Here is a 25,435-nt window from a genome sequence, read left to right as displayed (position 1 = left end):
TTTCTTGGGCTTGTTTCAGGTTTTGCTCATTGATGAGTTGCAGCCTTTTTCTTTTGTTTATGCGATGTTGATAGAAGAGGGCAATGAGGAAGCAGCAGAATGTGAAACATGCGATCGCTGTCCTTAGTTTTTTTGTCCTTTAAACTGTTCTTCCTTTACTTTTGTTTGGGAGTCATACTTATGGATAAGTTGCTGTATCTTATTGGATTGCTCGGTGAAATATATTGAGTCAATGATGTCTACAAACTGATATAGTAATTCTGTGGTTGCTTGATAATCCCCTTGCTCTTCTTTTATATAAGATAAGTTTAATAGAGCATTTTCCCGTCCTTTTATATTTGTGCTATCTTCTATTTTTTTGTTTATATAATATATGGCAGAATCTCTTTCTTCTTTATCCAAGAATATATTGCCAATATTGGCGTGATAATCACTTCTATTTTTGTTTCCGGGAAGCCATTGTAAGGACATTCGCGCATAATATAAGGCTGTATCATTCGCTTCTTTACTGGAATATTCTACACTGAGATTAAGGGCTATTGTTGCAATCATGGCAGAATCTTTCGATATTTGGGCGTATTCCAAAGCCTTGCATTGAAGTATAAGTGCAGAGTCTTCTTTTTCTGTTACAGCATAAAAAGAGGCAAGGCTGTTCAATGCTATCGACTTGTCTTTATCCGTGGTGCAACATTTGTAAAGTTCTTGATACGCCTTTCCTGCTTTCTCGTACAGCCGTGCATCAAAGTATTCGTTTCCCAATGAGCTGAATAGATATTTTCTGGTTTCAATATCTTGGGGGAATTTCTTTATGATTTCCAGTCCTTCTAGCAAGAAGCCGATGGCCCGTTCGCTTTGTTCCATTTCCACTTCCAGTCTTCCTTTATAGAGAAGTGCCACGGCTCGTTCGCGCTCGTCATCGTCATAATAATCCAGTGCCACGTCCAGTAGCGAGTCGCAGGGTAGCAGAGGTTTTTCGCATTTGTCTGTGGCTTGTGCCAGCAGCAGGGCGTATCAGGCAGACTCCCGACGTGTAAGTTTGGTGGTTGCAGGCAGTGCCTCCAGCAGTCGCAGAGCACTGTCCGGATTTGCTGTCAGCAATGAGTCGGCGTTGTTCAATAAAGCTTCTGCCCATCCGTCCGTCCGGTGGCAAGCGGCCGGTAGCAGGAAGAGAGCGACGATGGGGAGTAATGCCAGTCGTTGTATAGCGTTTCTCATTGACTTTTTGTTGATGATGGGGCAAAGGTACGGAATATTGGTATCAATGGTGGTATTCTACGGCAGAAAAGTTGCTGCATGCTCACTGCAGAACTTCTGTATACATTTTGCAGTGCTACTGCATATCTGTTGCAGCGTCACTGCAAAGCTGTTGCAGTACTACTGCAAATATATGTGCAGTGTTACTGCAAACCGTTTGCAGCGCCACTGCAAAAAGCATGCAGTGTCTTTGCAGTGGGAAGTGTCTGTGTATCAATAGTGAATGGGGTGATTCGGCAATCTGTCATTCTCCGCGGCGTTGGCATATTTCCACTCCTGCAGCCTCTATATCCGCGCCCATCGGTGGATTGCGCTTTGCCAGCTTGAGGGTTATTTCTTCTATCTGTGGGAAGTCGTGGAACAATCGGTTTATAATTCGCCCGCATACATGTTCCAATAGTTTGGAAGGAATGTCCATCTCTGCCTTCACAGCTGTATGTACATCGGCATAGCTCACGGTGTCGGCTACGTCGTCCGTTTCTGCCGCACGCCGGATATCAACTTGCAGGCGCAGGCTGACGGTAAACTCATTGCCTACCACGGTTTCTTGTTCGCCCACGCCGTGATGGGCGAAGAAGCGAAGGGTGTCAAGGAAAATATAACTGGTCATTACTTGTAGATTGTTTTCTGCAAACTTACTGATATTTTGTGGTACGGGCAAATCGGTATCCGGTTATTACGATTCAGGTTGCGGATTGTATTCTGTAAAATATAAAAATAGCGCGAAATTGTTTTTTATAGAATACAATTATGTGAGGGTCGGAATAAACTTATCGAATTATTTTAGGCACGGAATTATACGGGTTATCACGGTTGCTTTCAATATTATCCGTGATTGTCCATGTAATCCGTGCCTAAAATAATGCTTTGTTAAGAATCCTTTCTTATCTTCCGGTGCTTTCTATCATGCTCCTTATTTTCTCGTTCAGGCTTTCTGCCTTCATCAGTTGTTCCAGTGTCAGGTGCATGCGCCAGCGCCAGTAGTGCCGCGGGTTGGCAGGAATATTGATGCGTTCTTCCTGCACGTTCGGGTTGCGCCATTTGCCGTCCATGGACATCCAGTCTTGCAGGGAGAGGATGCAGAGGATGGAGTTGCTATGGAGGTGATTGCGAACCACTTCTTCGCAGAGCTCCGGCGTGGCCGTTGCCGGTGCGGCACCGTAGTGTCCGAGCATGGTGTTGTAGTAACGCTGCGTCTGTTGGAAGTCTTCTTCCCACCAGCCGCGCAGGGTAGACATGTCGTGCGTGGAGATGGTGCAGACCGAACGGTACGGATACCAGTCAGTGTGGCCGAATTCTTGTTTCGGGTCTTTCGGCATACGTTGTATCTCCAGGGAAAGGATACGCAGGTCGTTCATCACCCATGCCACGCAATCGGGAATCATGCCTAAGTCCTCACCGCATACCAGCATGCGCGTGGACTGTGTCAGTTGCGGCAGTTTCTTCATGGCTTGCTGTCCCCAGAAGTCGTTGTGGCGGTGATAGTAGTACTGGTCATACAGCCGGTTGAAGGCAGCCTTTTCCCAATCGTTCAGTGCGCGGTAGATGTAGTCGTGCTGCACGCCGATGCGCGGATGGTATTCGTGCGGATTGTTGCGGTCGGGCACGAACAGCACATCGCTGATAAGGGCGTAAAGCCCGTCACGAATCCAGATGCTGTCATCGTCCGTCTTTCCGGCAAAGTAGGCTTCCACTTTGCGCTGGGTGTCGAACTCGGGACGCATGCGGTAAACCTCCCACGTGTCTGTCGGCTCTATGAAGGTCTGCTTCACATAGTCTGTATGCGGGCCGAAGATTTGTCCGAGGAAGTACTCATGGATATAGGGCTTCAGGAAGAAGTCTTCGCGGAATGCCAGTCCGTAGCTTTCTATCTCCTCGCGCGTCATGGGCAGGGCGGGGACGAATTGTCCCAACAGCCCGTGTACGGTGTGCATCGGTATCTCCCAAATGCGGAAGAAGCCGAGGATGTGGTCTATGCGGTAGGCATCGAAGTATTCCGCCATTTTGTGGAAACGCTTCATCCACCAGGCATAGCCGTCTTTCTCCATGACATCCCAGTTGTAGGTGGGAAAGCCCCAGTTCTGCCCGTTCACGGAGAAATCATCGGGCGGTGCGCCGGCTTGGCCGTTCAGATTGAAGTAGTGGGGTTCCTTCCAGGCTTCCACACTGTTGCGGCTGATGCCGATGGGGATGTCACCTTTCAGCACTACGCCGTTGGCGCGCGCATGTTCGGTGGCGGCAAGCAGTTGCAGGTGCAGATTGAACTGGATGTAGTAGTAGATGGCGATATGCGGATAGTCGGCAGAGTCCGGCCGGCACAATGTCTCTATCTCCTTGGCATCGTAGGTGGCATACTTGGGCCACTCGCGGAAATTCGGGGTCTTGTAGGCATCACGCAGGTAGCTGAAGACGGCATATGGCTGCAACCATTCTTTGTTGGCTTCGTAGAAATTACGGAAAGCATTCGAGGCCAGCACCTTTTCTCCTTCCTGCTTGAAGATGAGGTGGAAGTATTCCCACTTTGTCTTGTTCACAGCTTCGTAGTCTACGGCGGGCAGGGCATTCAGTTCCTTCTGGCGTTTGTTGAATTCGGCCATCACCTTCTTGTCCTTCAAGCTGCCCAACTGCTTCAGGTCGGCGTACATGGGATGGAAGGCATAGATGGAGATGCTACTGTAAGGGTAGGAGTCTGTCCAGGTATGCGTCATGGTAGTGTCGTTGATGGGCAGAATCTGTACCGCCTTCTGATTGGTGGCAACTGCCCAGTCAATCATGCGCTTCAAGTCGCCGAAATCGCCTACACCGAAGCTTTTCTCGGAGCGCAGGGAGAATACGGGTACGGCTACTCCGGAACCTTTCCATGCAGGAAGATTGAAGCATACATAACGGTCACCGACAGCCAGCGTTTCGTTGGCGGCTATCTGCGGGTCGGCCATATAGCGGTTGGGATTGTTCTCCCAGGCCACGGCACGGCGCTCTTTCTTGTTGTAAAGGACGAATTTATACTCCAGCGGGAAGCTGATTTTGCCGGCATCCACTTCTACCTGCCATTCGGGGAAGTCGATGTCGCTCATAAGGGCAGCTTTGTCCGGGTTCCAGTCACCCAGCGCCTTCTGGTTTCCGCAGAGTGCCAGGCAGTGGTCATTGTCTATGCAAGGGGCGTACGCCTTTATCAGCAACCCCTTTTTGTAGCTTTTCGGGGCGGCACTGCGTTCGCGATGCGCCAGCAGGGATTCTGTGAAAGCGGATGTATAAAAATACTGCTGCTCGGGCAGATTCTTCCAACAATCTTCTATGCGGTAAACTTTCTTCGGATTGTCTGCAACGTGCAGGATACGCGGCAGGCTGTTCCACTCTGTCCGTATGGTTCTGCCATCTCGATAGATGTGGTAACTGTATTCGACGCTTCCATTGCAGGGAATCTGGATATCCACTTCCGCGGTCCAGTGAATGCCGTCTACAGTGTACAGGGGGGTGGCTTTGTCGGGCTGGTTGTTGCCAAGTTCCGGGATAGAACCCAAGACTTTGACTTCTTCACCCCAGCTGGTGCGATACTCGATATTGAATATTAGTGTCATATTATATTAGATTTAGAAATAGCAATAGCTGCAATGATTATGCAAGTATAGAAATTATTCCTCATAATCATGCAGCTACCGTTATCTAAGTCATTTAAATTCCTATGCAAACGTTTGTGCTTGCCGTGGGATTATCCACAGCGGGAAGCTCCGCACGTCTTGCAGATGAGGCAACCTTCTTGGTAAACCAGTGTTTCGTTGCCGCAGTTGGGGCATTTCTTGCCTTTGGCTTCCGTGCCGTCCTGGATGTATTTCTTCAGGGCGCGTTCCACACCGTTCTTCCAGGTGTTGATGTTTTCGCTGTCCAGTTGCAGTGAACCTACCAGCTTGATGACCTGCTCGATAGGCATGCGGTAGCGCAATACACCGGAAATCAGCTTGGCATAGTTCCAATACTCTTTGTTGAACTTCTCGGACAGACCCTCGATGGTAACTTTGTATCCGCGCTTGTTCTCGAACTGGAAGTCGTAACGCTTGTTTCCGTGCTCATCCACATTCTTGATGATGTGGCCCGACACCACATTCTTCGGCAGGATGATGCCTTCGTCATCGTCCAGCACACCGGTGAATATCTCGTAGGGATGATTGTCCAGCAAGCCGACGAATGCCACCCATTTCTCCTTGTTGTTCTGGAAGCGGACAACGTCTGCATCCAATATTCTGGGACGTGTTTCAACGACCGTAGGCGGTTTGCACGGGGGAAGCTCAGACTTTTTGTCGCTCTTGGTAGAGATGAGTACACCGGAACGCGAACCGTCGCGGTAAACCGTACAGCCCTTGCAGCCGGATTTCCATGCTTCTACATACAGACGGTTCACGAGGTCTTCGTCTACGTTATTCGGCAGGTTGATGGTTACGCTGATAGAGTGATCCACCCATTTTTGGATACGTCCCTGCATCTTGACTTTCATCAGCCAGTCCACGTCGTTGGAGGTTGCTTTATAATAAGGTGATTTCTCTACCAGGGCATCCACTTCTTCCTGCGTGTAGCGTTTGGCGGGGTTGTATCCTTGTGCTTCCATCCAAGTCACGAACTTGGGGTGGAACACGATATATTCTTCAAAGGCATCCCCGGTTTCGTCGATGAAGTCCACATGGACGTTCGTATCGTTGGGATTCACTTTGCGGCGGCGCTTGTACACGGGCAGGAATACGGGCTCGATACCGGAGGTGGTTTGGGTCATCAGGCTGGTGGTTCCGGTCGGGGCGATGGTCAGACAGGCAATGTTGCGGCGTCCGTACTTCTTCATCTCCTCGTACATTTCCGGGTCGGCTTCACGCAGGCGGTTGATGAACGGGTTGTTCTTTTCGCGTTCTGTGTCGTACACCTCGAATGCGCCGCGTTCTTTGGCCATTTCTATGGATGAGCGATAGGCGTTGAGTGCCACCGTCTTGTGTACTTTCTCCGAAAACTCGGTTGCTTCTTCAGTACCATAACGCAATCCCAGGGCGGCAAGCATGTCGCCTTCTGCCGTGATGCCTACACCGGTACGGCGGCCTTGGGCGCTTTTCTTGTAAATCTTCTGCCACAAAACGCGTTCTGTATGTTTCACGTCTTCACTTTCGGGGTCGGCATCTATCTTGCTCATGATGCGTTCTATCTTTTCCAGCTCAAGGTCGATGATGTCGTCCATGATGCGTTGGGCCAAAGCTACATGCTTCTTGAATAGCTCAAAGTCAAAATAGGCGTCCGGCTTGAACGGATTGACTACGTATGAGTAAAGGTTGATGGCGAGCAGACGGCAGGAGTCGTATGGGCACAGTGGAATTTCACCGCATGGATTGGTGGATACGGTACGGTAGCCCAGGTCTGCATAGCAGTCGGGCACGGATTCCTTTAATATGGTATCCCAGAACAATACACCGGGTTCTGCCGATTTCCATGCATTGTGCACAATCTTTTTCCATAATGCGGATGCGTCAATGGCTTTTTGGAATGCCGGCTCTGTGGCGTCAATCGGATATTGCTGTGTATATGGTTTGCCTTCGATGGCGGCCTGCATGAAGTCGTCGGTCAGTTTTACGGAGACGTTGGCTCCGGTCACTTTGCCTTCGGTCATCTTGGCATCGATGAAGGCTTCTGAGTCGGGGTGTTTGATGGATACGCTGAGCATCAGTGCGCCGCGGCGTCCATCTTGAGCTACTTCGCGCGTAGAGTTTGAATAGCGTTCCATGAAGGGAACCAAGCCGGTGGAGGTCAGTGCCGAGTTCTTTACCGGTGAACCTTTCGGACGGATATGGGATAAGTCGTGTCCCACGCCGCCACGGCGTTTCATCAGCTGTACTTGTTCTTCGTCTATCTTGAAGATAGCACCATAAGAATCCGCTTCACCGTCCACACCGATAACAAAGCAGTTGGACAGAGAAGCTACCTGATAGTTGTTTCCAATTCCGGTCATCGGGCTTCCTTGCGGAACAATGTACTTGAAGTGGTCGAGCAAGCCGAAAAGTTCCTCTGAACTTAATGGATTGGGATATTTGGCCTCAATGCGGGCTATCTCATTGGCTATTCGCCAATGCATGTCTTCCGGAGACTTTTCGTAAATATTTCCGAAAGAATCTTTGACTGCATATTTGTTTACCCAAACTCTGGCAGCCAACTCGTCGCCTTGGAAGTATTTTAAAGATTCTCCGTAGGCTTCGTCATAAGAATAATTTTTCTTTTCCACAGTGTTGTATCTCTTAGGATTAGTTACAAATAAGTAAAATTGTAGAAGTTGTACTTATTGTTAACAAATGCATTTGCAAAGCTATGAATGTTTTTCAATTTGGCAAAATTAAAATGAATGTTTTTATTAACCGGTGGATAGTTTTCTGCTGATTTGTGTTAATTTGTTGGTTTATAATGTTTTAATGCTTTGAGTAAACGAATAAGTTTTCCAAAATGGAATTTATTAACAACTTGTTGGGCTGAAAGGTTCTCGGTTTAGTCGAACATAAGGTTACTTTTATCTGCTCGTAAAGATAATAATTGTTCATTTCTTGTTGAAAAGATGTATTTTATTCCGGATATATGATGATGAAAAAAGTGTGAACTCTTGAATGAATTGTTCGTGGATTACATTATCTTTGCAAAAAAAGAAAGAATGGAAAGCTTGAAACAAAGGAGAACAATCCGAAAATACCAGCAGAAGGATATTTCTGCTGATTTGTTAAATGATTTGCTTGAAACCTCTTTCCGGGCTTCTACAGTCGGAAACATGCAGGTTTATAGTGTGATTGTGACGCGTGATGCAGAGCGTAAAGCCAAACTGGCGCCTGCACATTTCAATCAGCCGATGGTTCAGACGGCGCCGGTAGTGCTTACTTTCTGCATAGATTTGCGCCGTTTCAGCAAGTGGTGTGAGCAACGTAAGGCTGAGCCGGGATACAACAACTTTGAGTGGTTTGTGACGGGGGCTGTCGATACTTTGCTGGTGGCACAGACTTTTTGCGTGGCTGCCGAGGAGAAGGGGTTGGGTATCTGCTATCTGGGAACTACCACTTATAACCCTCAGATGATTGTCGAAGCGTTGGAGTTGCCGGAATTAGTGTTTCCCATCACGACGGTTACAGTGGGATGGCCTGCCGAACAGCCGGAACAAGTGGACCGTTTACCGCTGGAGGCCATTGTACACGAAGAGTTTTATCATGATTATACTCCTCAGGACATTGACCGGTTGTATGCCTATAAAGAATCGCTTCCAGAGAACAAGCAGTTCATCTTGGAGAACAATAAGGAAACGCTGGCGCAGGTTTTTACAGATGTGCGTTATACGAAGAAAGACAGTGAGACAATGTCGGAGAATCTTTGGAAGATAATGAAAAAGCAGGGATTTTGAAAATTAAGGATTAGGGAAGATTAGGGATAAGGGGTTAAGCTAATGCATACTTAGCTGCATTTAATCCTTTATCCCTAATCCTTTATTCTTATCCTTTTTTCAGTACGGCTTGAATCTCGTCGATTTCCGCACGGAATGATTTGTCTACCTCTTTCAGCTCTTTGATGGTTTTGCATGCATGCAATACAGTGGCATGGTCTTTATGTCCAATTAGCGCACCAATTTTTGCAGTAGAGAAGTCTGTATAGTTTTTGGCTAAATACATGGCTATTTGTCGTGCTTGCACCACTTCCCGCTTTCTGGATTTTGTGTGGATGGTGGCTGTTTCCAATCCGAAATGCTTGCATACGGTGTTGATGATTTCATCGACAGTTACTGCTTTGCTTTCACTGTTCACCACCTTGCGTACGATACGTTGCGTCAGTTCCAGGTCTATTTCTTTATTGTATATGGTGGAATGTGCCATAATGGAAATGACGATGCCCTCCAGGTCACGTACACTGTCGCCCACGTTTTCTGCAATATAGTCAATCACTTCTTGGGGGAACTGCAGGCCGTCACGGTGTATTTTGTTGCGCAGAATGTTCTTGCGGAGCTCTACGGTAGGTTTCTCCAGCTCAGCTACCATTCCCCATTTAAAACGTGTGATCAGACGCTCTTCCATGCCTTGTAGCAATACCGGTGCACGGTCGGAGGTAAGGATAAGCTGCTTGCCGTTTTGATGCAGATGGTTGAAGATATGGAAGAATGTATTCTGTGTTTTGGTTACGCCGGCAAATTCCTGAATATCATCAATGATTAGAACATCAATGGTCTGGTAGAAGTTGATGAAGTCGTTAGTCGTATTGTTACGTACGGAATCGGTGTATTGCACTTGGAATAGGTGTGCAGATACATACAATACCCTTTTCTCCGGGTATAGTTCCTTGATTTTGGTTCCGATAGCATTGGCAAGATGGGTTTTGCCTACACCTGATGCTCCGTATAGGAACAGCGGATTGAAGATTGTTTTAGCCGGATTAAGAGCGACAGCTTCTGCAACGCTGCGCGACAGCTTGTTGCTGTAGCCTTCGATGAAGGTTTCAAAGTTGTATTCTGGATTAAGGTGCGGGTCAAGTTCGGGGACGGGAATCTGTGGGATCCTTTTGTCCATCACTTGTTTTTGCGGTATGATGGTACGCTGTGTAGACTCCAGGTCAACGGTTTTCCGCGAACTCTTGTCTACCATTACGTTATACATCAATTTAGTTCCCTCACCAATGACCTTATAGAGAGTCTTGCGCAACAAATCAACAAATTTGTCCTCCAAAAACTCATAGAAGAACTGGCTGGGCACTTGTACGACCAGCGTTTTGTCTTCATATTTTAAAGGTATGATGGGAAGAAACCATGTTTTGTATGTCTGCTCCGGAACATTGTCTCTGATGATTTCAAGACAGCGATTCCACAGCCCGACATGATCTATTTCACTCATAACGGCTATAAATACATTTATTAATTAAGCATAACTTCTACGATTGCAAAATTGGCAATCTTATTCGAGAAAAACAAATCCTTTTTTTCTTGCGTTTTTAGGAAAAGTAATAAGCTCTTTACTTTCAGCTACTTATCGACTACTATGAGTATATTCCTTATATAGGGTGTATTGCATTTATCTAATACTTTGTCATATAGTGATTTATGTAGCTTTACGTCTCTTGTTTTCCTTCTTTGTCCAGAGCAGGAAAAAGCCCTTTTTCGCTCCTTGTATAGAGCAAATGAGGGCTTTCCTTTTAATTCCTTTATGGACTTATTATTTAGACAAAATCTATATAATGCCAATCTTTTACTTATCTTTCTTGCCGAATAGGGAGAAATGGACGTATCGTTTCGGATGCGATTTTAAGTCTTCCAATAAACTTGCTGCGTTGGCAGTTGTGGCATTCAGATTATTATATAGAGAAGGATCGTTTAGCAAAAGTCCGATGGTATTGTCTTTCTGGTTCAATTTGTCTGTAATCATTTTTACATTATTCAAAGTTGCGTCTACCTTTTGCATGGCGGCAGCATAATCTATCTCCTTTAAGTTGTTGGAAATGAGTGCAAAGTTGTCTCCAATGGTATTGAGCTTGCCGGTCAGTTGTGGAATATCATCCTTCATTAGAGTTTGCAACTGGCGGCTTGTGACGGCCATACTTGCTGTTAAATCTTGTACGTTATGCAAGGTTGCAGGGATGGCGGGGTCGGCCAGTATGACATTTAAGGATGCGAGGATGGAATCCAGCTTGGGCAGCATCTTCTCTACTTGCGGCATCATGGTGGCAACTTTTTCCATCATTCCGTTGTTCAGCACGCCGGGGATTGTGTCTCCAATCTGGTATTTCTCCCGTGGATTATTGGCAAGTAGCAGGTTCATCTTTACGCCGCCAAGCATTTCGGCTGCCAGTTCTGCCGTACTTCCTTTGGGAATGCGTAGCTCTGGGTCAACATCTATTTCGGCAACGACTTTGCCCGGTTGGGTATAGTCGTAGTATAAGTCGCGGACAATACCCACGCGGAAGCCATCGGCAAAGACCGGGCTGGATTTTGTCAGCCCATTGACATTCTGGAATTTCACGTAGAAATAGCTGGAGGGTTTAAACATATTTATCCCTTTCAGGTAGTTGATGCCGTATACCAATATGCAAAGTGCAGCTATGCCTGCTATTCCTATTCTAACTTCTTTTGTAATATACTTCATGATGTATCTTTTGTTATTTATTTCTGTTCTTTTTAAATTCGCTGATGGCTGTGTTGACGTTTATCTTTTCTCCATTCTTGAACGCAATGATGAATGCGTCCTTGAATTTGTCCGTAATGCTACGTTTGCTGCGCAGCACCTTGTTGTAATCGGGTGATGCGCCGTACGTATATTTGTAGATTCCGTCTTCTTTATAATAATCCACGTCTTTCACTCCTTTCAGTCTTTTGTCATTCTTGGCCAGAGGACGTGAAGAAGTGAGTATCTGTACCTTAAACACGATGCCGCTCTGTTCTGTTTGGGAAACGGCTGCATTTTCTGATCTTTGTGGGCGTTGGGCAGCTTGGTTACTCTCCGCTTGAGGTGCATTATTCTTTTCCAGTGTCGCTGTAGCTGCGTTGCCTTCTTCTTGAACGGGCTCGGGTACATCCTCCGGAAGAATGGTATTGCTGCTTCCGTTCAATCGGATTTCCTGCTCGCGCTTATAGGTGAGGAAAGCGCGGAAGATACCGTTGGCAAGTGAGGTGGTTCCTGCTTCAGTGTTCAGGTACCGTTCCTCTTCCGGTGTGGAGATGAATCCGAGTTCCACCAGTATGCTTGGCATGGCACTGGCCTTCAATACCAGAAAACCTGCCTGGTGCACGCCCCGGTCTGTACGTTTGCAGGTTTGGCGGAAATGCTTTTGTACGAGGGAGGCGAGGTGCACACTCTGTGACATGTATTTGTCCTGCATGAATTCGAAGATGATGTAGGACTCCGCCGAGTTGGGATTGAAGCCGGCATACCGCGTCTTGTAGTCGCTTTCGTAGAGGATAACGGCATTTTCGCGCTTGGCTACTTCCAGATTGGCATCCGATTTTGCCAGACCCAGTGTCCAGGTGGAGGCTCCTTTGGCCGTCCGGTTTTTGGCCAGGGCATTGGTATGTATGGAGATGAACAAATCAGCTTTGGCGTTATTGGCAATTTCAGCGCGCCGGTCCAGGGGGATGAATATGTCCCGGTCCCGCGTATAGATAACTTTTACATCAGGGCAGTTCTTCTTGATTTGTTTGCCAAGTTTGAGTGCTACATTCAGGTTGATATTCTTCTCTTTGGAAATTTTTCCCACTGCACCCGGGTCGTGTCCACCGTGTCCGGGGTCTATAACGACAACAAAGTCTTTCGCTTCAGCGCTGCCACTGCAAAAGGGGGAGATAAGCAGCCCTAAGCATATACTTATATATAATATGTATCGTCTGTATAGTTTCATATAATTGTAGCAAAGACAATGCTTCCTTTTCGCTTGGCAAATGTAGTGGAAATTTATAGAAAACTAATGGATTATGTTCAGTTTTATTGTTCTTCTTCTCATTTTTAGTGTAATTAATGTCTGTGTTTGAGTAGTTAGTGGCTCAATGTATTGATAATATGCGTAACTTTGCGGCAGATAATTAAAATAGCAAATCAAGTATGCTGGTTCGTTTTATAAAGAACTGGACGTTGCCTTTGGCAATGCTTGCCGGTACTTTGGGATATTTCTTTTTTGCAGACATTCCTTTTGTGGCGCCTGCCAAACCTTATGTGAATGTGTTAGTGGCTTTCCTGACTCCGCTTTTGATTTTTTCCCAACTTCTGCTCACCTTCTGTAAGGTGGAGGTGCATGAACTGAAACCCAAATCGTGGCATGGATGGCTACTGCTGTTCCAGACGGTTTCTTGCTTGATTGTTGCGGTATTGTTGGTGTGTTGCCCTATGGAGGAGGTCTACCGGGAAGTGTTTGAAGGTGCAATGGTTTGTCTCATTTGTCCCACTGCAACCGCTGCGGCTGTCATTACCGGTAAACTGGGTGGAAGTGCATCCAGCTTGACGACCTATACGTTGTTGTCCAATCTTCTGGCGGCTGTGGCTGTTCCTTTGGTTTTCCCGTTGGTGGAGCCTCATGCTGACATTACTTTTTTTGTTGCATTCCTGAAAATTCTGAGTAAAGTCTTTCCATTGCTGCTTTGTCCTTTCTTGCTGGCATGGTTTCTGCGTGCGTTTGTGCCGAAGGTGCATCATTTTCTGTTGGGTTTCCATGATGCAGCCTTCTATTTGTGGGCGGTAGCTCTTGCCATTGTCTCAGGGCAGACGGTACGTTCATTGGTCAATAGTGATGCACCGATATTTGTTGAACTGCTGATAGCCCTGGCGGGACTGATAACCTGCTGTATACAATTCTATTTAGGAAAGAGAATCGGCGGTCATTATGGTGAGCGCATCAGCGGAGGGCAGGCGCTGGGGCAAAAGAATACGGTGCTTGCCATCTGGATGGCATATACTTATCTTAATCCGTTATCTTCCGTCGGTCCGGGATCGTATGTGCTGTGGCAGAATATAATCAATAGTTATCAGCTGTGGAAGAAAAGGAAAAATGAGACGGAATAACTACTGAGTATTTTACATCTTATTTGCTTTATGGACATAGAGGGTGGTTGCAACAATTATCAGTACAAATGCCATAATGAGGAATATTATCCGGATAAGACGATGTTTTGAAAATAGGTTGGCCATGCAGGCAGAAGCCACGCTGAAACGGGCTATTATAGAATCAATTGTGACGTTTTCGAAAAAGACTGATGCAATACTCCATAGTGCAATAATGGTTAATATTGCATTGGCTGATAAACAAAGAATTTTATCAAGTGGCATTCTAAATACTTTTCTTGTTCTCATATATAGGACTCTATGTTTTAACTCCTTTCATTCTTGCCTTTCGCTGAATCAGCCAAAGGATAGGGCAAAAATAAAAGAGAACTTCCTGACAGAATCAATATTATCTTGGAATATTGTTAAAAGGTTGAATTTCTAAACCTATGTTTATTCTTTGCTGTCAAAACTCAGTTTGTGTCTGATGCGGCTCATGTGAATAGGGGTTATTTTCAAGTAAGACGCAATTTCTTTTAGGGGTACCATTTGTAGGATTTCTGGACATTTTTTAAGAAGTTGGAGATAGCGTTCTTCCGATGTAAATCTGAACAAATCCAAGTAACGTGAATACGACTGAAAAAATAATTGTTCGGCTGCAATACGGGCTATTCGTTGATTTTCTTTGTTCTCTTCAAATTCTTGTAGAAGTAATTCGGAAGAACAGATGTAGATTCTACATGGGGTTATTGCTTGTATATTCAATTCAGATTTTATGTTATATAAACAATTGGGATAATCAGAGATAAATTCATTGGCAAAAGAAAAACCTACATTATATGTTTTGTTTTCAGTTTGGTTGATGCAGGTATATTTGATTACACCGGATACAATAAACCCGAAGAAAGAACCGACTTCTCCCTCTCGGAGGATAAACTCATTTCTTTTATAATACCGTAGTTCTCCGTTTCTTAAACACAGTTCCCTAAAAAAATCAGTGTCTATATTGCCCATGTATGAATTAAAATCTGTCATTTACAACACATGTTTTTCGAAAGGTACAAAATTATTGTTTTATTCCTGATTTTCTGTCATTGTTGGTAAGCTGGTCGTGGACTCTCTCATTATAATACTTTAAAAATTTAACTTCACCTACGTTTTTTAAAAGCTTTTGGTTTTCAATGAAGTTTTGTCCGTATTTTAGCCAACGTTTGGTAAATCTTTTGAATTTAGTACATGGGAAATCAGAACATTGGAAACAATGTGTTATTCCTTTTTCCAAGCAACATAAATGGAATGTTTTACATTTTTCACAGCGAGAGCCATTCTGTTCTGCTCCTTTGCAGGGACTTTTTTCTCTTGTGTATATGGGACAACCACCACAAAAGACACCACAAGCAGGAATACGTCCGTTATACGATTTCATTCAGCCAGCCTTTTCTCCATCCAAAAATTGGTGAGATAAAGTTGGTTGGCTTTGCGTTTCTGTTCCACTTCTACTATATAGCCTCTTTTCTCAAAGAATGGACGGGCTGTCAGGCTTACTTCTGATGTAATTCGCATGATTCCTCTTGTGGTTGCATACCGTTCTATCTCATTTAGAAGTATGGTAGCAATGCCTTTACCTTGAAAATCTTTATGAACAAACATAGAATGCAAATATCCTTGGTGGGTAATGGATGAAAAGCCGACAATCTGTGACTGTTGATTGGTTGCCACAATAAAATAATGTGTCTTAATCATGTCTTTTATGCGGGAGAGGTCGTTTCCACACGATGCCCAATCTGCCACTTCTGCTTCTGAATAGTCACGCTTGTTTATATGGAGGACTGTCTCTTGAAACAAACTCATAAGTTCAAGGGCATCAGACCGTTGGGCAATTCTAATTGTAAAATCTGTATTCATGTTTTTAAGTGCTAAAATGTATGCTTTTAGATGTTCCATGTTCTAACAGAAAGTCTTTCAATGTATTTATTGTGTTTGCAAAGATAATCTTTTCATTTCTAATTTATTGGTTTAGGAAAATCAAGTTGTTGATTCTCTGCTTCGAATATAAAAAGCATGCGAATTTTTTATGAAGCATGGAAATCTGCTTTCAATCGCCAGCCAATGGCTGATGAGTTTAACCGGGTAGATTTCTTGCCAATTGGTTTCAGACCTGCTTATAAGAACAATTTATAACAAAGTACTCCCAATAAAAGCAAGACTAAAGCACATGCTGCAAGAATCGTCTTTGCCCTGAATAGATGTTCTTTATCTGACAATTCCTTTTCAGTAGTATTTCTTCGGATTTTTTCTATTTCCTCAATGGTTACATCGGCTCTCTCAGGACCTTTTCTGTCTACAAGGTATTTGTAGTGTTCCCGCATCCGTCCTCTGCTCAGCTTGCGAAGAGCACGGTTCTCTTTATCCCTTTGTAGCATGTCATTGATGCAGCCTAATGTTCCCATAAGCAGATTTTTATCATGTGTAAGCAAAATGGTTTGCTTGCACGTGTACTAAGATACGGCATTTATGTCGCTTTCGCAAGCGATTTGGTGTCTTTTTGATGTAAACTGATGTGACGATACGATTTTGATGGTTATGTTAACTCATTGTCTGCTAGAGAGTAATTTTGCCAACCCATTGCCATGCTTTTGGCAAACTTTTGCCAACGCGGTGGCAAAGTCTTGCCAATAGGGTGGCAAAATCTTGCCAACTTGTCGGCAAGAAAGACACATACTGTTCCCTATACCTTTATTATAGTGTGATAGCGTGATAAGTGTTTTTCCTTTTTTAAACTTTTGTGTAGAATGATGATGGGCTTCTTTTATTCTGTTTTGCCGGATGGCATCAGAAGCTCTTCTTCATTGTAGCGCGGTCGATCCTTCACCTCAATGTATATTTTGCCGATGTATTCGCCCACAATTCCCAAGGACACAAGTATCACGCCTCCTACCAACCAGACGGAAATCATCAGTGATGACCATCCGGGAACGGTGTTATGCTGTGTGTAGGAGTGAAGTGTCCATCCGGTGACACATAGTGCCACAAGAATAAAGATGCAGCCTATCCAAAAAATCATACGGACCGGTTTGACGGAAAAAGAAGTGATGCCGTCAATGGCAAAGTTGAGCATCTTCCGGAAAGGATACTTTGATTCTCCGGCAAAGCGTTTTTCACGGTTGTAATACACGCAGTCCGTCCGGTAGCCGATGAGAGGAACCAATCCGCGAAGAAAAAGGTTGCGTTCCCGGAAACGGCATAGGTGCTGTACGGCTCTTTGGCTCATCAGGCGGTAGTCAGCATGGTTGTAGACGGATTTTACCCCCATTGCTTTCATCAGCCGATAAAAGACTAAAGCGGTGTTACGTTTGAAGAAAGTGTCGGTCTTCCGTTCTTTACGTACGCCATAAACGATGTCATTGCCCGCTTTATAGCTGTTTATCATGTCCGGAATCACCTGGATGTCATCTTGCAAGTCTGCATCAATGGAGATGGCTATCTCGCAACGGTCTTTTACTGCATTGAGTCCTGCCAGCAGGGCATTCTGGTGTCCTACGTTTCCTGCCAGGTTCAGTCCGCAGGCATAGGCCGTATGCTGGTGCAGTTCTTTGATGATAGCCCATGTCTGGTCGGTGCTTCCGTCGTTTACATATAATATATAGCTTTCCGGGGAAATTTGTCGGGCTTGTATCAGCCGGTCGAATAATTGGCTCAATCGTTTATGGGTTTCATGCAGCACTGCCTCTTCTTTGTAGCAAGGTACGACAACGGCGAGTATGGGAGAGTTTTCCATCATAGAACAAATCTTTTTGCAATATTCGTAAGAAATCGGGAGAAAAACAAATTATCACTCTTTTCTTTTGAAAACGAAACGTACGAGTAAGAAGTTGACCGGAATGGCGATGGCGAAAACCGGAATGGGGGCCAGAGGTTTGGGGATGCCCATCCAGAGAGAGAGGTTCAGCAACCCCATGTGTAGCAGATAGCTGCATAAGTGTGCCCCTCCAAATCCGAAGGCTTTTCTCCATGAGGGCTTTCGGCCGAAGGTAAAGTAAGCAGTCAGATAGAAATTGGCGATGAAGCTGAGAGCATATCCCAGTGTATAGGCTATGTTTACATTGATAACCCGTTGTAATACAAAATACAATCCGTAGTGCAGAGCTGTCGCAAAGATGCCCACCATTACGAAGCGTACAAATTCCGGTAGTTGTTTCAGCCGCTTCATCTTAACATTAAATATCTACTCTCTGTTGCCATTATCATTAGGGCGGCAAAGTTAGGCATTGTTTCAGAATTATTTGTAATTTTGCTTTGCGAAAATAAGCTGCATCTCAGCAAATTGCAAATAAATTTGCATCTGCTTTCGGTTTGCGCTATCTTTGCGTCCAGAAAACATAAAAAAACAAATAAGGTATGTCGGACAGAAAGAAGGCGTTCTGGTTTATTGCGCTGCTGAGTGTGCTTGTGGTTGTTCCCTTTCTGGGAGAAACAATTTTTTATTCCAAGGGGGAACCGCGGGAGGCGATTGTTGCCCTTTCTATGCTGGAAAGTGGAAACTGGATACTTCCAGTGAACTATGGTACTGATATTGCTTATAAACCCCCTTTCTTCTACTGGTCAATAGCCGCCGTCTCTTCCCTTTTTGGAGAGGTGACGGAGTTTTCCGCCCGTTTCCCGTCTGCATTGGCTTTTTTAGCCATGCAGTTGATGTTCTTTGCCTTTGTGGCAAAACGTAAAAACGTTCAAACGGCGTTTCTGGCCTCTATTCTTCTTTTGTCTTCTTTCGAGGTGCATCGGGCAGCTGTCGCTTGTCGGGTCGATATGGTTCAGGTTGCCTTTATCGTTATTTCCCTTTGTCTGCTGTTCCGCTGGGATGAGAAGGGATGCCGCGGAGTGCCCTGGCTTGCGGTGTTGTTGATGGGATGTGCCACGTTGACTAAAGGGCCGGTAGGCTCCATATTCCCTTGCGCATGTATCGGTGTGTATCAGTTGTTGCGCGGACGTTCTTTCTGGAAAGCGTTTTTCTCGTTGGCAGGTATCGGCTTGCTTTCTTTTGTTCCTTATTTAGCTTGGGTATACGTAGCTTACAGACAAGGTGGACAACCGTTCCTCGATTTGGTTCTGGAGGAGAATACCGGGCGGTTTATGGGCAAAATGTCCTACGAGTCCCATGAAAATCCTATATGGTATAATTTCCTGACTTTGATTTGGGGGTGGATCCCCTGGACGTTGGTTCTGGTAATTTCCTTGTTTGGCTTGAAGTGGAAAAATATGCGTTGTCTGCCGGAAGGGGAGACCCTGCTGTTGCGGTTGAAGAAGGGCTGGACTGCTTTCCGCAACCAGTCTCCGGTACAATTGTTCACGTGGCTGGTCATTCTGATAATCTTTGTCTTTTACTGCATCCCCAAGAGTAAGCGGAGTGTTTATCTGCTTCCCATCTATCCGTTTATGGCAGTGCTGATAGCTGAGTATCTGTTGGCTTTGGTACAAAAGGGGGCACGAGTTTTCAGGATTTGTGCAATCATCTTTGCTTCTTTGGGCTTGTTGCTTACGCTTGTTTTTGTCGTAGTTCGTCTCGGCCTGGTTCCCGACAGCGTTTTTGGAAGCGGACGTCATGCCGCTGAGAATGTAGCCTTTATGCATGCGTTGGAGGATGTGGCTTTGTCTGTTCCCAAGTGGCTCCTGGTGGCGCTTCCCGTAGTAGCTGCTGTCTGCACATCACGCATGGTGGTTAAGCGTGCGGATAGCCGGTCATTATTATATGGTATAGCAGGATGTATGCTTTGTCTTTTCGTATCATTGGATTCTGTTTATCAACCGACGGTGCTGGCTGTGAAATCTGATAAACATCTGGCTGAAAGGATCAATATGTATGTTCCGGAAGGTATGGTCTATTCTTACTCGAAAATGAGCTTTTATGGTGTTAACTTCTATCTGAAAGACCGCATGCGGCACATTGAAAAGGAACGTCCGTCCAGTGGGGAGGGATATTTGTTGGTTCCTGTAAAGGAGGAGGAGAATATGTTGGGAGAGCTGGAACAGACGTATCATCTGGAAAAGATATTCCGTACAGACAGACGCAGTTGTGATATGCGTAATGAAATCTGTATGTATAAATTCAGGGTGATTGACAATTCATAACCCATAATTTATAACTCATAACTTAAAATGAATCCGATAGATATCATTAACAAATATTATCCGGAAGAGAATGAGTTGCGGCATATACTGTTGACGCACAGCCGTTCCGTAGCCGACAAGTCGTTATGGATTGCCGACCGCCATCCGGAACTTTCATTGGATAAGGATTTTCTGTACGAGGCTGCCATGCTGCACGATATAGGCATTTTTCTTACAGATGCGGCAGGTATCCATTGTTTTGGTGACAAGCCTTATATCTGTCACGGTTATTTGGGAGCCGACTTGATGCGTGGCGAAGGATATCCCCGCCATGCTTTGGTTTGTGAACGCCATACGGGTGCCGGACTTTCATTGAAGGAAATCATTGCGCAGGATTTGCCTGTGCCTCATCGTGAAATGGTTCCGGTCAGCTTGGAAGAACAAGTTATCTGTTTTGCCGATAAGTTTTATTCAAAAACTCATTTGGAAAAGGAGAAAAGTGTAGAAAAAGCCCGTAAAAGTTTGGAACGTTATGGTGAAGAAGGGGTACGGCGCTTTGATAATTGGTGCGAACAGTTCTTGTAGCAATCTAAATTTCTTTAAAAAGGGAGATTATCCGTATAAATTATGTACTTTTGCCCCTCCAAGCGTAAACTATTAGTTAATGACGCCATTGAAAGCAAATACATTCATATCATTCATACTACTATTCGTCTTGCTTCTTCTCTCTGGTGGAGCTGCTTCTCAGCATCGTAGAGGGAAGGTTGTACCTCCGGATACCCAACGGACGGATTCATTGCAACGTGGCGACACCTTGCAGGTGGGAGACACTTTACAACATGGGGCGGGATTGCCCAATGACTCGTTGCGACAAGATACGATAGCTCCCCCTCCTCCCAAGAAGGATGCGCTGGATGCTCCCGTCGCTTATGAAGCCAATGACTCCATTGTGTTTACACAGAGTGGTTTTGCTCATCTTTACGGTCAAGGGAAAGTGAGTTATCCAGGAGCTGATTTGGAAGCTGAGATTATTTCTATGGATATGGATAATAGCACGGTTTTTGCTCGTGGTGTAGTCGATTCTGTAGGGACAGCTAAAGGACGTCCGGTTTTTAAAGATGGAGACACCTCTTACGAAACTGACACTATCCGTTATAACTTCAAGAGTAAAAGAGGGCTTATCAGTAATGTTGTTAGCCAGCAGGGTGAAGGGTATGTGACTGGTAACAATGCAAAAAAAGGAAATAATGATGAGCTTTATATGAAAAGTGGGCGTTACACGACTTGTGATCATCATGATCATCCTCACTTTTATATGCAGATGACCTATGCCAAAGTGCGTCCGAAAAAGAATGTAGTGACGGGACCTGCCTATCTGGTTGTAGAGGATGTACCGCTCCCTCTTGCCGTTCCGTTTTTCTTTTTTCCGTTCTCAAGCAGTTACCAGTCTGGTTTTCTGATGCCTACCTATATGGATGACTCTAATCGTGGTTTTGGTCTTACTGACGGTGGATACTATTTTGCCATCAGTGATCAAATGGATTTGAAGCTGAGGGCGGATATCTTTACGAAAGGCTCTTGGGCGCTTAATATGGAGTCGAACTATGTGAAGCGTTATAAATATTCCGGTTTGCTTCAGGCGAGCTATCAGGTGACTAAGACCGGTGACAAAGGCTTGCCCGACTACTCAGTTGCCAAAGACTTCAAAGTGGTGTGGTCTCATCGGCAGGATCCTAAAGCAAATCCTAATTCTACTTTTTCTGCCAGTGTGAACTTTGCTACTAGTAGTTATGAGCGTACCAATATTGACAATATGTACAATTCGCAGGCTATGTCTCAGAATACCAAGACTTCCAGTGTCAGCTATTCGCGCAACTTTCCTGATCAGCATTTGAATATTTCCATGTCAAGTAATATTGCACAAAGTATGAAAGACTCTTCTATTGCTGTGACTTTGCCTGACATGACCATTTCCTTGAGTACTATTTTCCCTTTTAAACGTAAACATGCTGTTGGAGATGAAAGGTGGTATGAGAAGATTTCAGTACGTTATACCGGTCGTCTGAAGAACAGCATCAAGACGAAAGACAATCTGTTGTTCAAAAAGAACTTGATACGCGATTGGGAGAACGGTATGCAGCATGAGATTCCTGTAAGTGCCACGTTTACTTTATTCAAATACTTCAATGTTACACCTTCTGTGAATTATACAGAGCGTTGGTACACCCGCAAGGTGAAGAAGGACTGGGATGATGAGCAAGGCAAGGAGGTAAACGATACGACTTACGGTTTTCACCGTGTGTATGACTACAGTGCCAGTTTGGGTATCAACACTAAACTTTATGGCATGTACAAGCCGCTGTTCATGAAGAAGAAGGAGATACAGATCCGTCATGTCATCACCCCCTCTATCAGTTTCAGCGCTGCGCCCGATTTTACTTCATCCCGTTATGGCTATTACGATTCTTATATAAAGGATCAGAATGGTGTCCGTGATACTGTGCAGTATTCTTATTATGCCGGTCAGGTATTCACTCCGCCAAGTGGGGGAAAGCAGGGACTTATCAGTTTCAATATCTCTAACAACCTTGAAATGAAGTTCAAGGATAAGAATGACTCTATCCGCAAGGTGAGCCTGATTGACGATTTGACTATGGGTATCAGTTACAACACAGCTGCCCAGGTGCGTCCTTGGAGTGACTTGACCTTTAATCTTCGTCTGAAGTTGAGTAAGAGTTATACTTTGAGTATGAACTCTACCTTTGCCACTTATGCCTACGAGTTTGACGAGAACGGAAGGGTGGTGCCCGGTAACCGTACAGAATGGTCTTATGGTCGTTTTGGCCGTTGGTCTGGATATGGTACATCCTTCAGTTGGACTGTGAACAATGATTCGTGGAAGAAGATAAGGAACTTCTTCACCGGTCAGAAGGATGATGAGGAGCAGGACCAGGATCAGAATGCTTCGACGGAGGAAGACGGTGATATGGAGGGGGAAGCCACCGAGGGTGGTACTCCGAAGAAGAAGACTGAAAAGGCTGCTGCCGACGCTGACGGTTATCAGGTATTCAAGATGCCTTGGTCCATCAACTTCAGTACCGGTTTCAATATTACGGAAGACACCAGTAAGCCCATTAATCGTAAGAACATGCGCTATCCGTACAAATTCAGCCTGAATTCCCTTAATATAAACGGTAACGTCAAGCTTACCAATAAATGGGCTGTCAGCTTCAATTCCGGTTATGACTTCAATGCGAAGGAGATAACGCAGACCGCTTTTAACATCACACGTGACCTACACTGTTTCAGCATGACGGCTGCCATATCACCTTTCGGACGATGGAAATACTATAACTTTACCATTCGTGCCAATGCAAGTATCCTGCAGGACTTGAAATGGGAACAGAGAAGCCAGACTCAGAGTAATATTCAGTGGTATTGATGTTTACCAAACGATTTCCTTTTCCCCGTGCTCTCTCAGGTAATCATTCGTTTTGCTGAAATGCTTGTTCCCGAAGAAGCCGTTATAGGCGGATAGGGGAGATGGATGTGCCGAGGTAAGTACTAAATGTCGGTTACGGTCGATGAATGCCCCTTTGCGTTGGGCATAGGCTCCCCAAAGAATAAATACAAGATGCTCTTTTTCTTCGGCGAGAATGCGGATGGCCGCATCTGTAAATGTTTCCCAACCGCGGTTTTGGTGAGAACCGGCTTGGTGTGCACGTACGGTGAGGGTAGCATTGAGCAGCAATATGCCTTGCTCTGCCCAGCGTGTCAGATTTCCGGTAGTGGGGGCATCAGTGCCAATGTCATTTTTTATTTCCTTGAAAATATTAAGTAGGGAAGGAGGGAAGGGAACACCATCATTTACGGAGAAGCAAAGTCCGTGTGCTTGTCCCGGACCATGATAGGGGTCTTGACCGATTATCACGACTTTTACTTTGTCAAAAGGGCATAGGTTGAATGCATTGAATATCAGCTTTCCCGGAGGATATATGGCATATTTCCCATATTCGTCCCGTACAAAATCAGTCAATGTACGGAAATAATCTTTCTCAAATTCAGGTTGCAGATGTGCTTTCCAGCTTTCTTCTATTTGAACATTCATAATTGGATCTGTTAGTAGTTTCGGATGCTAAAGTACAAAATAAAAAATAAAGTCCAACCTTTTGAGGGTTGAACTTTATATTATATGACGGGATAAACGTATATCAAATCAGGTGTATATTGTGTTCCTTACACTCTTTGCGCATATCTTCTGGCCAGATACTGGCTTGTATCTCACCGATATGCGCCTTGCGCAGATAGAACATACAGAGACGGGACTGTCCTATACCGCCGCCGATGGAAAGCGGCAGTGTATCATTCATCAAGCGTTTGTGGAAGTAAAGTTCCAGACGTTCCTCTTCGCCTTCCTCTTTGAGCTGGTGAAGCAGGGCTTCCTTGTCTACACGGATACCCATGGAGGAAAGTTCGATGCTGCGTTGCAGGATGTGGTCCCATAGCAAGAGGTCACCGTTCAGTCCGGGGAGGTCGTTCAGTCCTTTGCTGGTATAGTCATCATAGTCCGGAGCACGTCCGTCATGTTTCTTTCCGTCGCTCAGCTTGCATCCGATACCGATGATGAACACCGCACCGTATTTCTTGCAAATGGCATGTTCGCGGCATTTGGGTTCCAAGTCCGGATATAGTTGGCGCAATTCTTCGGCATGAATAAAGTGAAGTTTCTGGGGCAGGCAAGGCTTGATTTGCGGATACATCTCATATACCATATATTCTGTGCGCACCATGGCTGCATAGATACGGGTTACTATCTCCTTGAGGAATTCCACATTGCGGTCTTCGGCAGTAATGACGCGTTCCCAGTCCCACTGGTCTACATAAAGGGAATGCAGATTACCCAGCTCTTCATCGGCACGGATGGCATTCATGTCTGTGTAGATGCCATATCCTGGTTCGATATGATATTCGGCAAGCGTGAGGCGTTTCCATTTGGCGAGGGAGTGTACCACTTCAGCTTTGGCGTCACCCAAATCTTTGATAGGGAAAGTCACGGCACGTTCCACTCCATTGAGGTCGTCATTGATACCCATTCCTTTCAATACGAACAGTGGAGCTGTCACACGTCGCAGGCGCAGTTCGGAAGAGAGGTTTAATTGGAAAAACTCTTTAATTTGTTTAATCCCTAATTCAGTCTGTTTTAGGTCCAATAAAGGTTTGTAACCTTCAGGTGTTATCAGGTAGCTCATAAATCTATTCAGTATAACTTCTATTAAATTGTTCGGCAAAGATAGGAATAATATTAATACTTGCTTCTATTTTGTGAAAAAAAATAGCAAAATGTTTGTGTAATTGCGGTTGTTCTTCTCAAAGTAATAATAAAAATATTCCTCGGTTTGATATAAAAAGCGTTTGAATGTTAGGAATCTGCTAATTTTTTTATACTTTTGCATCCACATTTGGCTCCGTAGCTTAGTGAATAGAGCGTCAGATTCCGGTTCTGAAGGTCGTGCGTTTGAATCGCACCGGGGTCACAAAGAAAGGAACTCCCTTTGCATGAATACTTTGCAAAGGGA

General features: G+C 45.1%; 22 protein-coding genes and 1 tRNA gene. 6 read left to right on the top strand and 17 right to left on the bottom strand.

Annotated elements, in window-relative coordinates:
• Positions 1-123: 123 nt before the first annotated feature.
• The 5 genes from DWY57_RS21150 to DWY57_RS00450 all read right to left on the bottom strand — a co-directional run bounded on the left by DWY57_RS21150 (position 124) and on the right by DWY57_RS00450 (position 7,501).
• Complete coding sequence (locus DWY57_RS21150) at positions 124-939, bottom strand: hypothetical protein (RefSeq protein WP_243634618.1); 816 nt, start codon at positions 937-939, stop codon at positions 124-126.
• A gap of 72 nt (positions 940-1,011) precedes the next feature.
• Positions 1,012-1,215, bottom strand: coding sequence for a hypothetical protein (locus DWY57_RS21145; protein WP_243634616.1), 204 nt, complete (start codon positions 1,213-1,215; stop codon positions 1,012-1,014).
• Positions 1,216-1,498: 283 nt separating this feature from the next.
• Positions 1,499-1,864 (bottom strand): dihydroneopterin aldolase, encoded by a 366-nt coding sequence (folB, locus tag DWY57_RS00460; RefSeq protein WP_005830212.1) that lies wholly within the window; start codon positions 1,862-1,864, stop codon positions 1,499-1,501.
• A gap of 274 nt (positions 1,865-2,138) precedes the next feature.
• Entirely contained in the window at positions 2,139-4,832 is a 2,694-nt protein-coding gene (locus tag DWY57_RS00455) for a 4-alpha-glucanotransferase (RefSeq protein ID WP_119961175.1), read from the bottom strand.
• Positions 4,833-4,963: 131 nt separating this feature from the next.
• The gene (locus tag DWY57_RS00450; protein WP_119961174.1) at positions 4,964-7,501 is read right to left on the bottom strand and encodes an adenosylcobalamin-dependent ribonucleoside-diphosphate reductase; all 2,538 of its coding nucleotides are present in this window, start codon (positions 7,499-7,501) and stop codon (positions 4,964-4,966) included.
• Positions 7,502-7,918: 417 nt separating this feature from the next.
• Here DWY57_RS00450 and DWY57_RS00445 point away from each other — a divergent pair, with 417 nt between their 5' ends.
• Entirely contained in the window at positions 7,919-8,653 is a 735-nt protein-coding gene (locus DWY57_RS00445; RefSeq protein ID WP_119961264.1) for an NADPH-dependent oxidoreductase, read from the top strand.
• An 88-nt stretch (positions 8,654-8,741) separates the two neighbouring features.
• Here DWY57_RS00445 and dnaA read toward each other — a convergent pair whose 3' ends face one another.
• From dnaA to DWY57_RS00430, 3 genes are all read right to left on the bottom strand, one after another.
• Positions 8,742-10,127 carry a chromosomal replication initiator protein DnaA gene (gene dnaA / locus DWY57_RS00440; protein WP_119961173.1) on the bottom strand — a complete coding sequence of 462 codons (1,386 nt, stop codon included), beginning with the start codon at positions 10,125-10,127 and terminating at the stop codon, positions 8,742-8,744.
• Positions 10,128-10,478: 351 nt separating this feature from the next.
• Positions 10,479-11,372 (bottom strand): MlaD family protein, encoded by an 894-nt coding sequence (locus tag DWY57_RS00435; RefSeq protein ID WP_117599992.1) that lies wholly within the window; start codon positions 11,370-11,372, stop codon positions 10,479-10,481.
• A 13-nt stretch (positions 11,373-11,385) separates the two neighbouring features.
• Positions 11,386-12,621, bottom strand: coding sequence for an N-acetylmuramoyl-L-alanine amidase (locus tag DWY57_RS00430; RefSeq protein ID WP_119961172.1), 1,236 nt, complete (start codon positions 12,619-12,621; stop codon positions 11,386-11,388).
• A gap of 200 nt (positions 12,622-12,821) precedes the next feature.
• Here DWY57_RS00430 and DWY57_RS00425 point away from each other — a divergent pair, with 200 nt between their 5' ends.
• A complete protein-coding gene (locus tag DWY57_RS00425; protein ID WP_117599994.1) occupies positions 12,822-13,775 on the top strand; it encodes a transporter in 954 nt (317 codons plus the stop codon).
• Between the two features lie 12 nt (positions 13,776-13,787).
• Here DWY57_RS00425 and DWY57_RS00420 read toward each other — a convergent pair whose 3' ends face one another.
• The 7 genes from DWY57_RS00420 to DWY57_RS00390 all read right to left on the bottom strand — a co-directional run bounded on the left by DWY57_RS00420 (position 13,788) and on the right by DWY57_RS00390 (position 17,964).
• On the bottom strand, positions 13,788-14,063 hold the full coding sequence (locus DWY57_RS00420) for a hypothetical protein (RefSeq protein ID WP_226791215.1): 276 nt from the start codon (positions 14,061-14,063) through the stop codon (positions 13,788-13,790).
• 144 nt (positions 14,064-14,207) lie between these two features.
• A complete protein-coding gene (locus tag DWY57_RS00415) occupies positions 14,208-14,789 on the bottom strand; it encodes a Crp/Fnr family transcriptional regulator (protein ID WP_117599996.1) in 582 nt (193 codons plus the stop codon).
• 31 nt (positions 14,790-14,820) lie between these two features.
• Positions 14,821-15,180 carry a DUF3795 domain-containing protein gene (locus tag DWY57_RS00410; RefSeq protein ID WP_117599997.1) on the bottom strand — a complete coding sequence of 120 codons (360 nt, stop codon included), beginning with the start codon at positions 15,178-15,180 and terminating at the stop codon, positions 14,821-14,823.
• Entirely contained in the window at positions 15,177-15,659 is a 483-nt protein-coding gene (locus DWY57_RS00405) for a GNAT family N-acetyltransferase (RefSeq protein ID WP_117600074.1), read from the bottom strand. Before DWY57_RS00405 ends, DWY57_RS00410 begins: the two co-directional genes overlap by 4 nt.
• 257 nt (positions 15,660-15,916) lie before the next feature.
• Positions 15,917-16,204: a hypothetical protein gene (locus DWY57_RS00400; RefSeq protein ID WP_044467809.1), complete on the bottom strand. Its 288-nt coding sequence runs from the start codon at positions 16,202-16,204 to the stop codon at positions 15,917-15,919.
• Between the two features lie 359 nt (positions 16,205-16,563).
• Positions 16,564-17,535, bottom strand: a complete 972-nt coding sequence (locus DWY57_RS00395) for a glycosyltransferase family 2 protein (protein WP_117599998.1) — start codon at positions 17,533-17,535, stop codon at positions 16,564-16,566.
• Between the two features lie 51 nt (positions 17,536-17,586).
• Positions 17,587-17,964: a GtrA family protein gene (locus DWY57_RS00390; RefSeq protein ID WP_005833184.1), complete on the bottom strand. Its 378-nt coding sequence runs from the start codon at positions 17,962-17,964 to the stop codon at positions 17,587-17,589.
• 188 nt (positions 17,965-18,152) lie between these two features.
• Between DWY57_RS00390 and DWY57_RS00385 the strand changes: the two genes are divergently transcribed.
• The 3 genes from DWY57_RS00385 (at position 18,153) to DWY57_RS00375 (ending at position 23,301) form a co-directional block, all read left to right on the top strand.
• Positions 18,153-19,880, top strand: a complete 1,728-nt coding sequence (locus DWY57_RS00385; RefSeq protein ID WP_117599999.1) for a glycosyltransferase family 39 protein — start codon at positions 18,153-18,155, stop codon at positions 19,878-19,880.
• A 27-nt stretch (positions 19,881-19,907) separates the two neighbouring features.
• Entirely contained in the window at positions 19,908-20,444 is a 537-nt protein-coding gene (locus DWY57_RS00380; RefSeq protein WP_119961171.1) for an HD domain-containing protein, read from the top strand.
• Between the two features lie 79 nt (positions 20,445-20,523).
• Positions 20,524-23,301 carry a putative LPS assembly protein LptD gene (locus tag DWY57_RS00375; RefSeq protein ID WP_119961170.1) on the top strand — a complete coding sequence of 926 codons (2,778 nt, stop codon included), beginning with the start codon at positions 20,524-20,526 and terminating at the stop codon, positions 23,299-23,301.
• A 3-nt stretch (positions 23,302-23,304) separates the two neighbouring features.
• Here DWY57_RS00375 and ung read toward each other — a convergent pair whose 3' ends face one another.
• Together ung and asnA are read right to left on the bottom strand one after the other, a co-directional pair.
• The gene (gene ung, locus DWY57_RS00370) at positions 23,305-23,967 is read right to left on the bottom strand and encodes a uracil-DNA glycosylase (protein WP_117600002.1); all 663 of its coding nucleotides are present in this window, start codon (positions 23,965-23,967) and stop codon (positions 23,305-23,307) included.
• A gap of 103 nt (positions 23,968-24,070) precedes the next feature.
• On the bottom strand, positions 24,071-25,108 hold the full coding sequence (asnA, locus tag DWY57_RS00365) for an aspartate--ammonia ligase (RefSeq protein WP_117600003.1): 1,038 nt from the start codon (positions 25,106-25,108) through the stop codon (positions 24,071-24,073).
• 212 nt (positions 25,109-25,320) lie between these two features.
• Between asnA and DWY57_RS00360 the strand changes: the two genes are divergently transcribed.
• Positions 25,321-25,393: transfer RNA gene (locus DWY57_RS00360), tRNA-Arg, on the top strand.
• Positions 25,394-25,435 lie beyond the last annotated feature (42 nt).

This window comes from Bacteroides sp. AF25-5LB, from assembly GCF_003602965.1.
Classification (GTDB): domain Bacteria; phylum Bacteroidota; class Bacteroidia; order Bacteroidales; family Bacteroidaceae; genus Bacteroides; species Bacteroides uniformis.
This window is presented reverse-complemented; position numbering and strand designations above follow the sequence as displayed.

What these genes read in the sequence shown, in the direction of transcription:
- DWY57_RS21145 (WP_243634616.1), bottom strand. Translation starts at nt 1,215, where the DNA reads ATGAGAAACGCTATACAACGACTGGCATTACTCCCCATCGTCGCTCTC.
- folB (WP_005830212.1), bottom strand. Translation starts at nt 1,864, where the DNA reads ATGACCAGTTATATTTTCCTTGACACCCTTCGCTTCTTCGCCCATCAC.
- DWY57_RS00455 (WP_119961175.1), bottom strand. Translation starts at nt 4,832, where the DNA reads ATGACACTAATATTCAATATCGAGTATCGCACCAGCTGGGGTGAAGAA.
- DWY57_RS00445 (WP_119961264.1), top strand. Translation starts at nt 7,919, where the DNA reads ATGGAAAGCTTGAAACAAAGGAGAACAATCCGAAAATACCAGCAGAAG.
- dnaA (WP_119961173.1), bottom strand. Translation starts at nt 10,127, where the DNA reads ATGAGTGAAATAGATCATGTCGGGCTGTGGAATCGCTGTCTTGAAATC.
- DWY57_RS00435 (WP_117599992.1), bottom strand. Translation starts at nt 11,372, where the DNA reads ATGAAGTATATTACAAAAGAAGTTAGAATAGGAATAGCAGGCATAGCT.
- DWY57_RS00430 (WP_119961172.1), bottom strand. Translation starts at nt 12,621, where the DNA reads ATGAAACTATACAGACGATACATATTATATATAAGTATATGCTTAGGG.
- DWY57_RS00425 (WP_117599994.1), top strand. Translation starts at nt 12,822, where the DNA reads ATGCTGGTTCGTTTTATAAAGAACTGGACGTTGCCTTTGGCAATGCTT.
- DWY57_RS00420 (WP_226791215.1), bottom strand. Translation starts at nt 14,063, where the DNA reads ATGAGAACAAGAAAAGTATTTAGAATGCCACTTGATAAAATTCTTTGT.
- DWY57_RS00415 (WP_117599996.1), bottom strand. Translation starts at nt 14,789, where the DNA reads ATGACAGATTTTAATTCATACATGGGCAATATAGACACTGATTTTTTT.
- DWY57_RS00410 (WP_117599997.1), bottom strand. Translation starts at nt 15,180, where the DNA reads ATGAAATCGTATAACGGACGTATTCCTGCTTGTGGTGTCTTTTGTGGT.
- DWY57_RS00405 (WP_117600074.1), bottom strand. Translation starts at nt 15,659, where the DNA reads ATGAATACAGATTTTACAATTAGAATTGCCCAACGGTCTGATGCCCTT.
- DWY57_RS00400 (WP_044467809.1), bottom strand. Translation starts at nt 16,204, where the DNA reads ATGGGAACATTAGGCTGCATCAATGACATGCTACAAAGGGATAAAGAG.
- DWY57_RS00395 (WP_117599998.1), bottom strand. Translation starts at nt 17,535, where the DNA reads ATGATGGAAAACTCTCCCATACTCGCCGTTGTCGTACCTTGCTACAAA.
- DWY57_RS00390 (WP_005833184.1), bottom strand. Translation starts at nt 17,964, where the DNA reads ATGAAGCGGCTGAAACAACTACCGGAATTTGTACGCTTCGTAATGGTG.
- DWY57_RS00385 (WP_117599999.1), top strand. Translation starts at nt 18,153, where the DNA reads ATGTCGGACAGAAAGAAGGCGTTCTGGTTTATTGCGCTGCTGAGTGTG.
- DWY57_RS00380 (WP_119961171.1), top strand. Translation starts at nt 19,908, where the DNA reads ATGAATCCGATAGATATCATTAACAAATATTATCCGGAAGAGAATGAG.
- DWY57_RS00375 (WP_119961170.1), top strand. Translation starts at nt 20,524, where the DNA reads ATGACGCCATTGAAAGCAAATACATTCATATCATTCATACTACTATTC.
- ung (WP_117600002.1), bottom strand. Translation starts at nt 23,967, where the DNA reads ATGAATGTTCAAATAGAAGAAAGCTGGAAAGCACATCTGCAACCTGAA.
- asnA (WP_117600003.1), bottom strand. Translation starts at nt 25,108, where the DNA reads ATGAGCTACCTGATAACACCTGAAGGTTACAAACCTTTATTGGACCTA.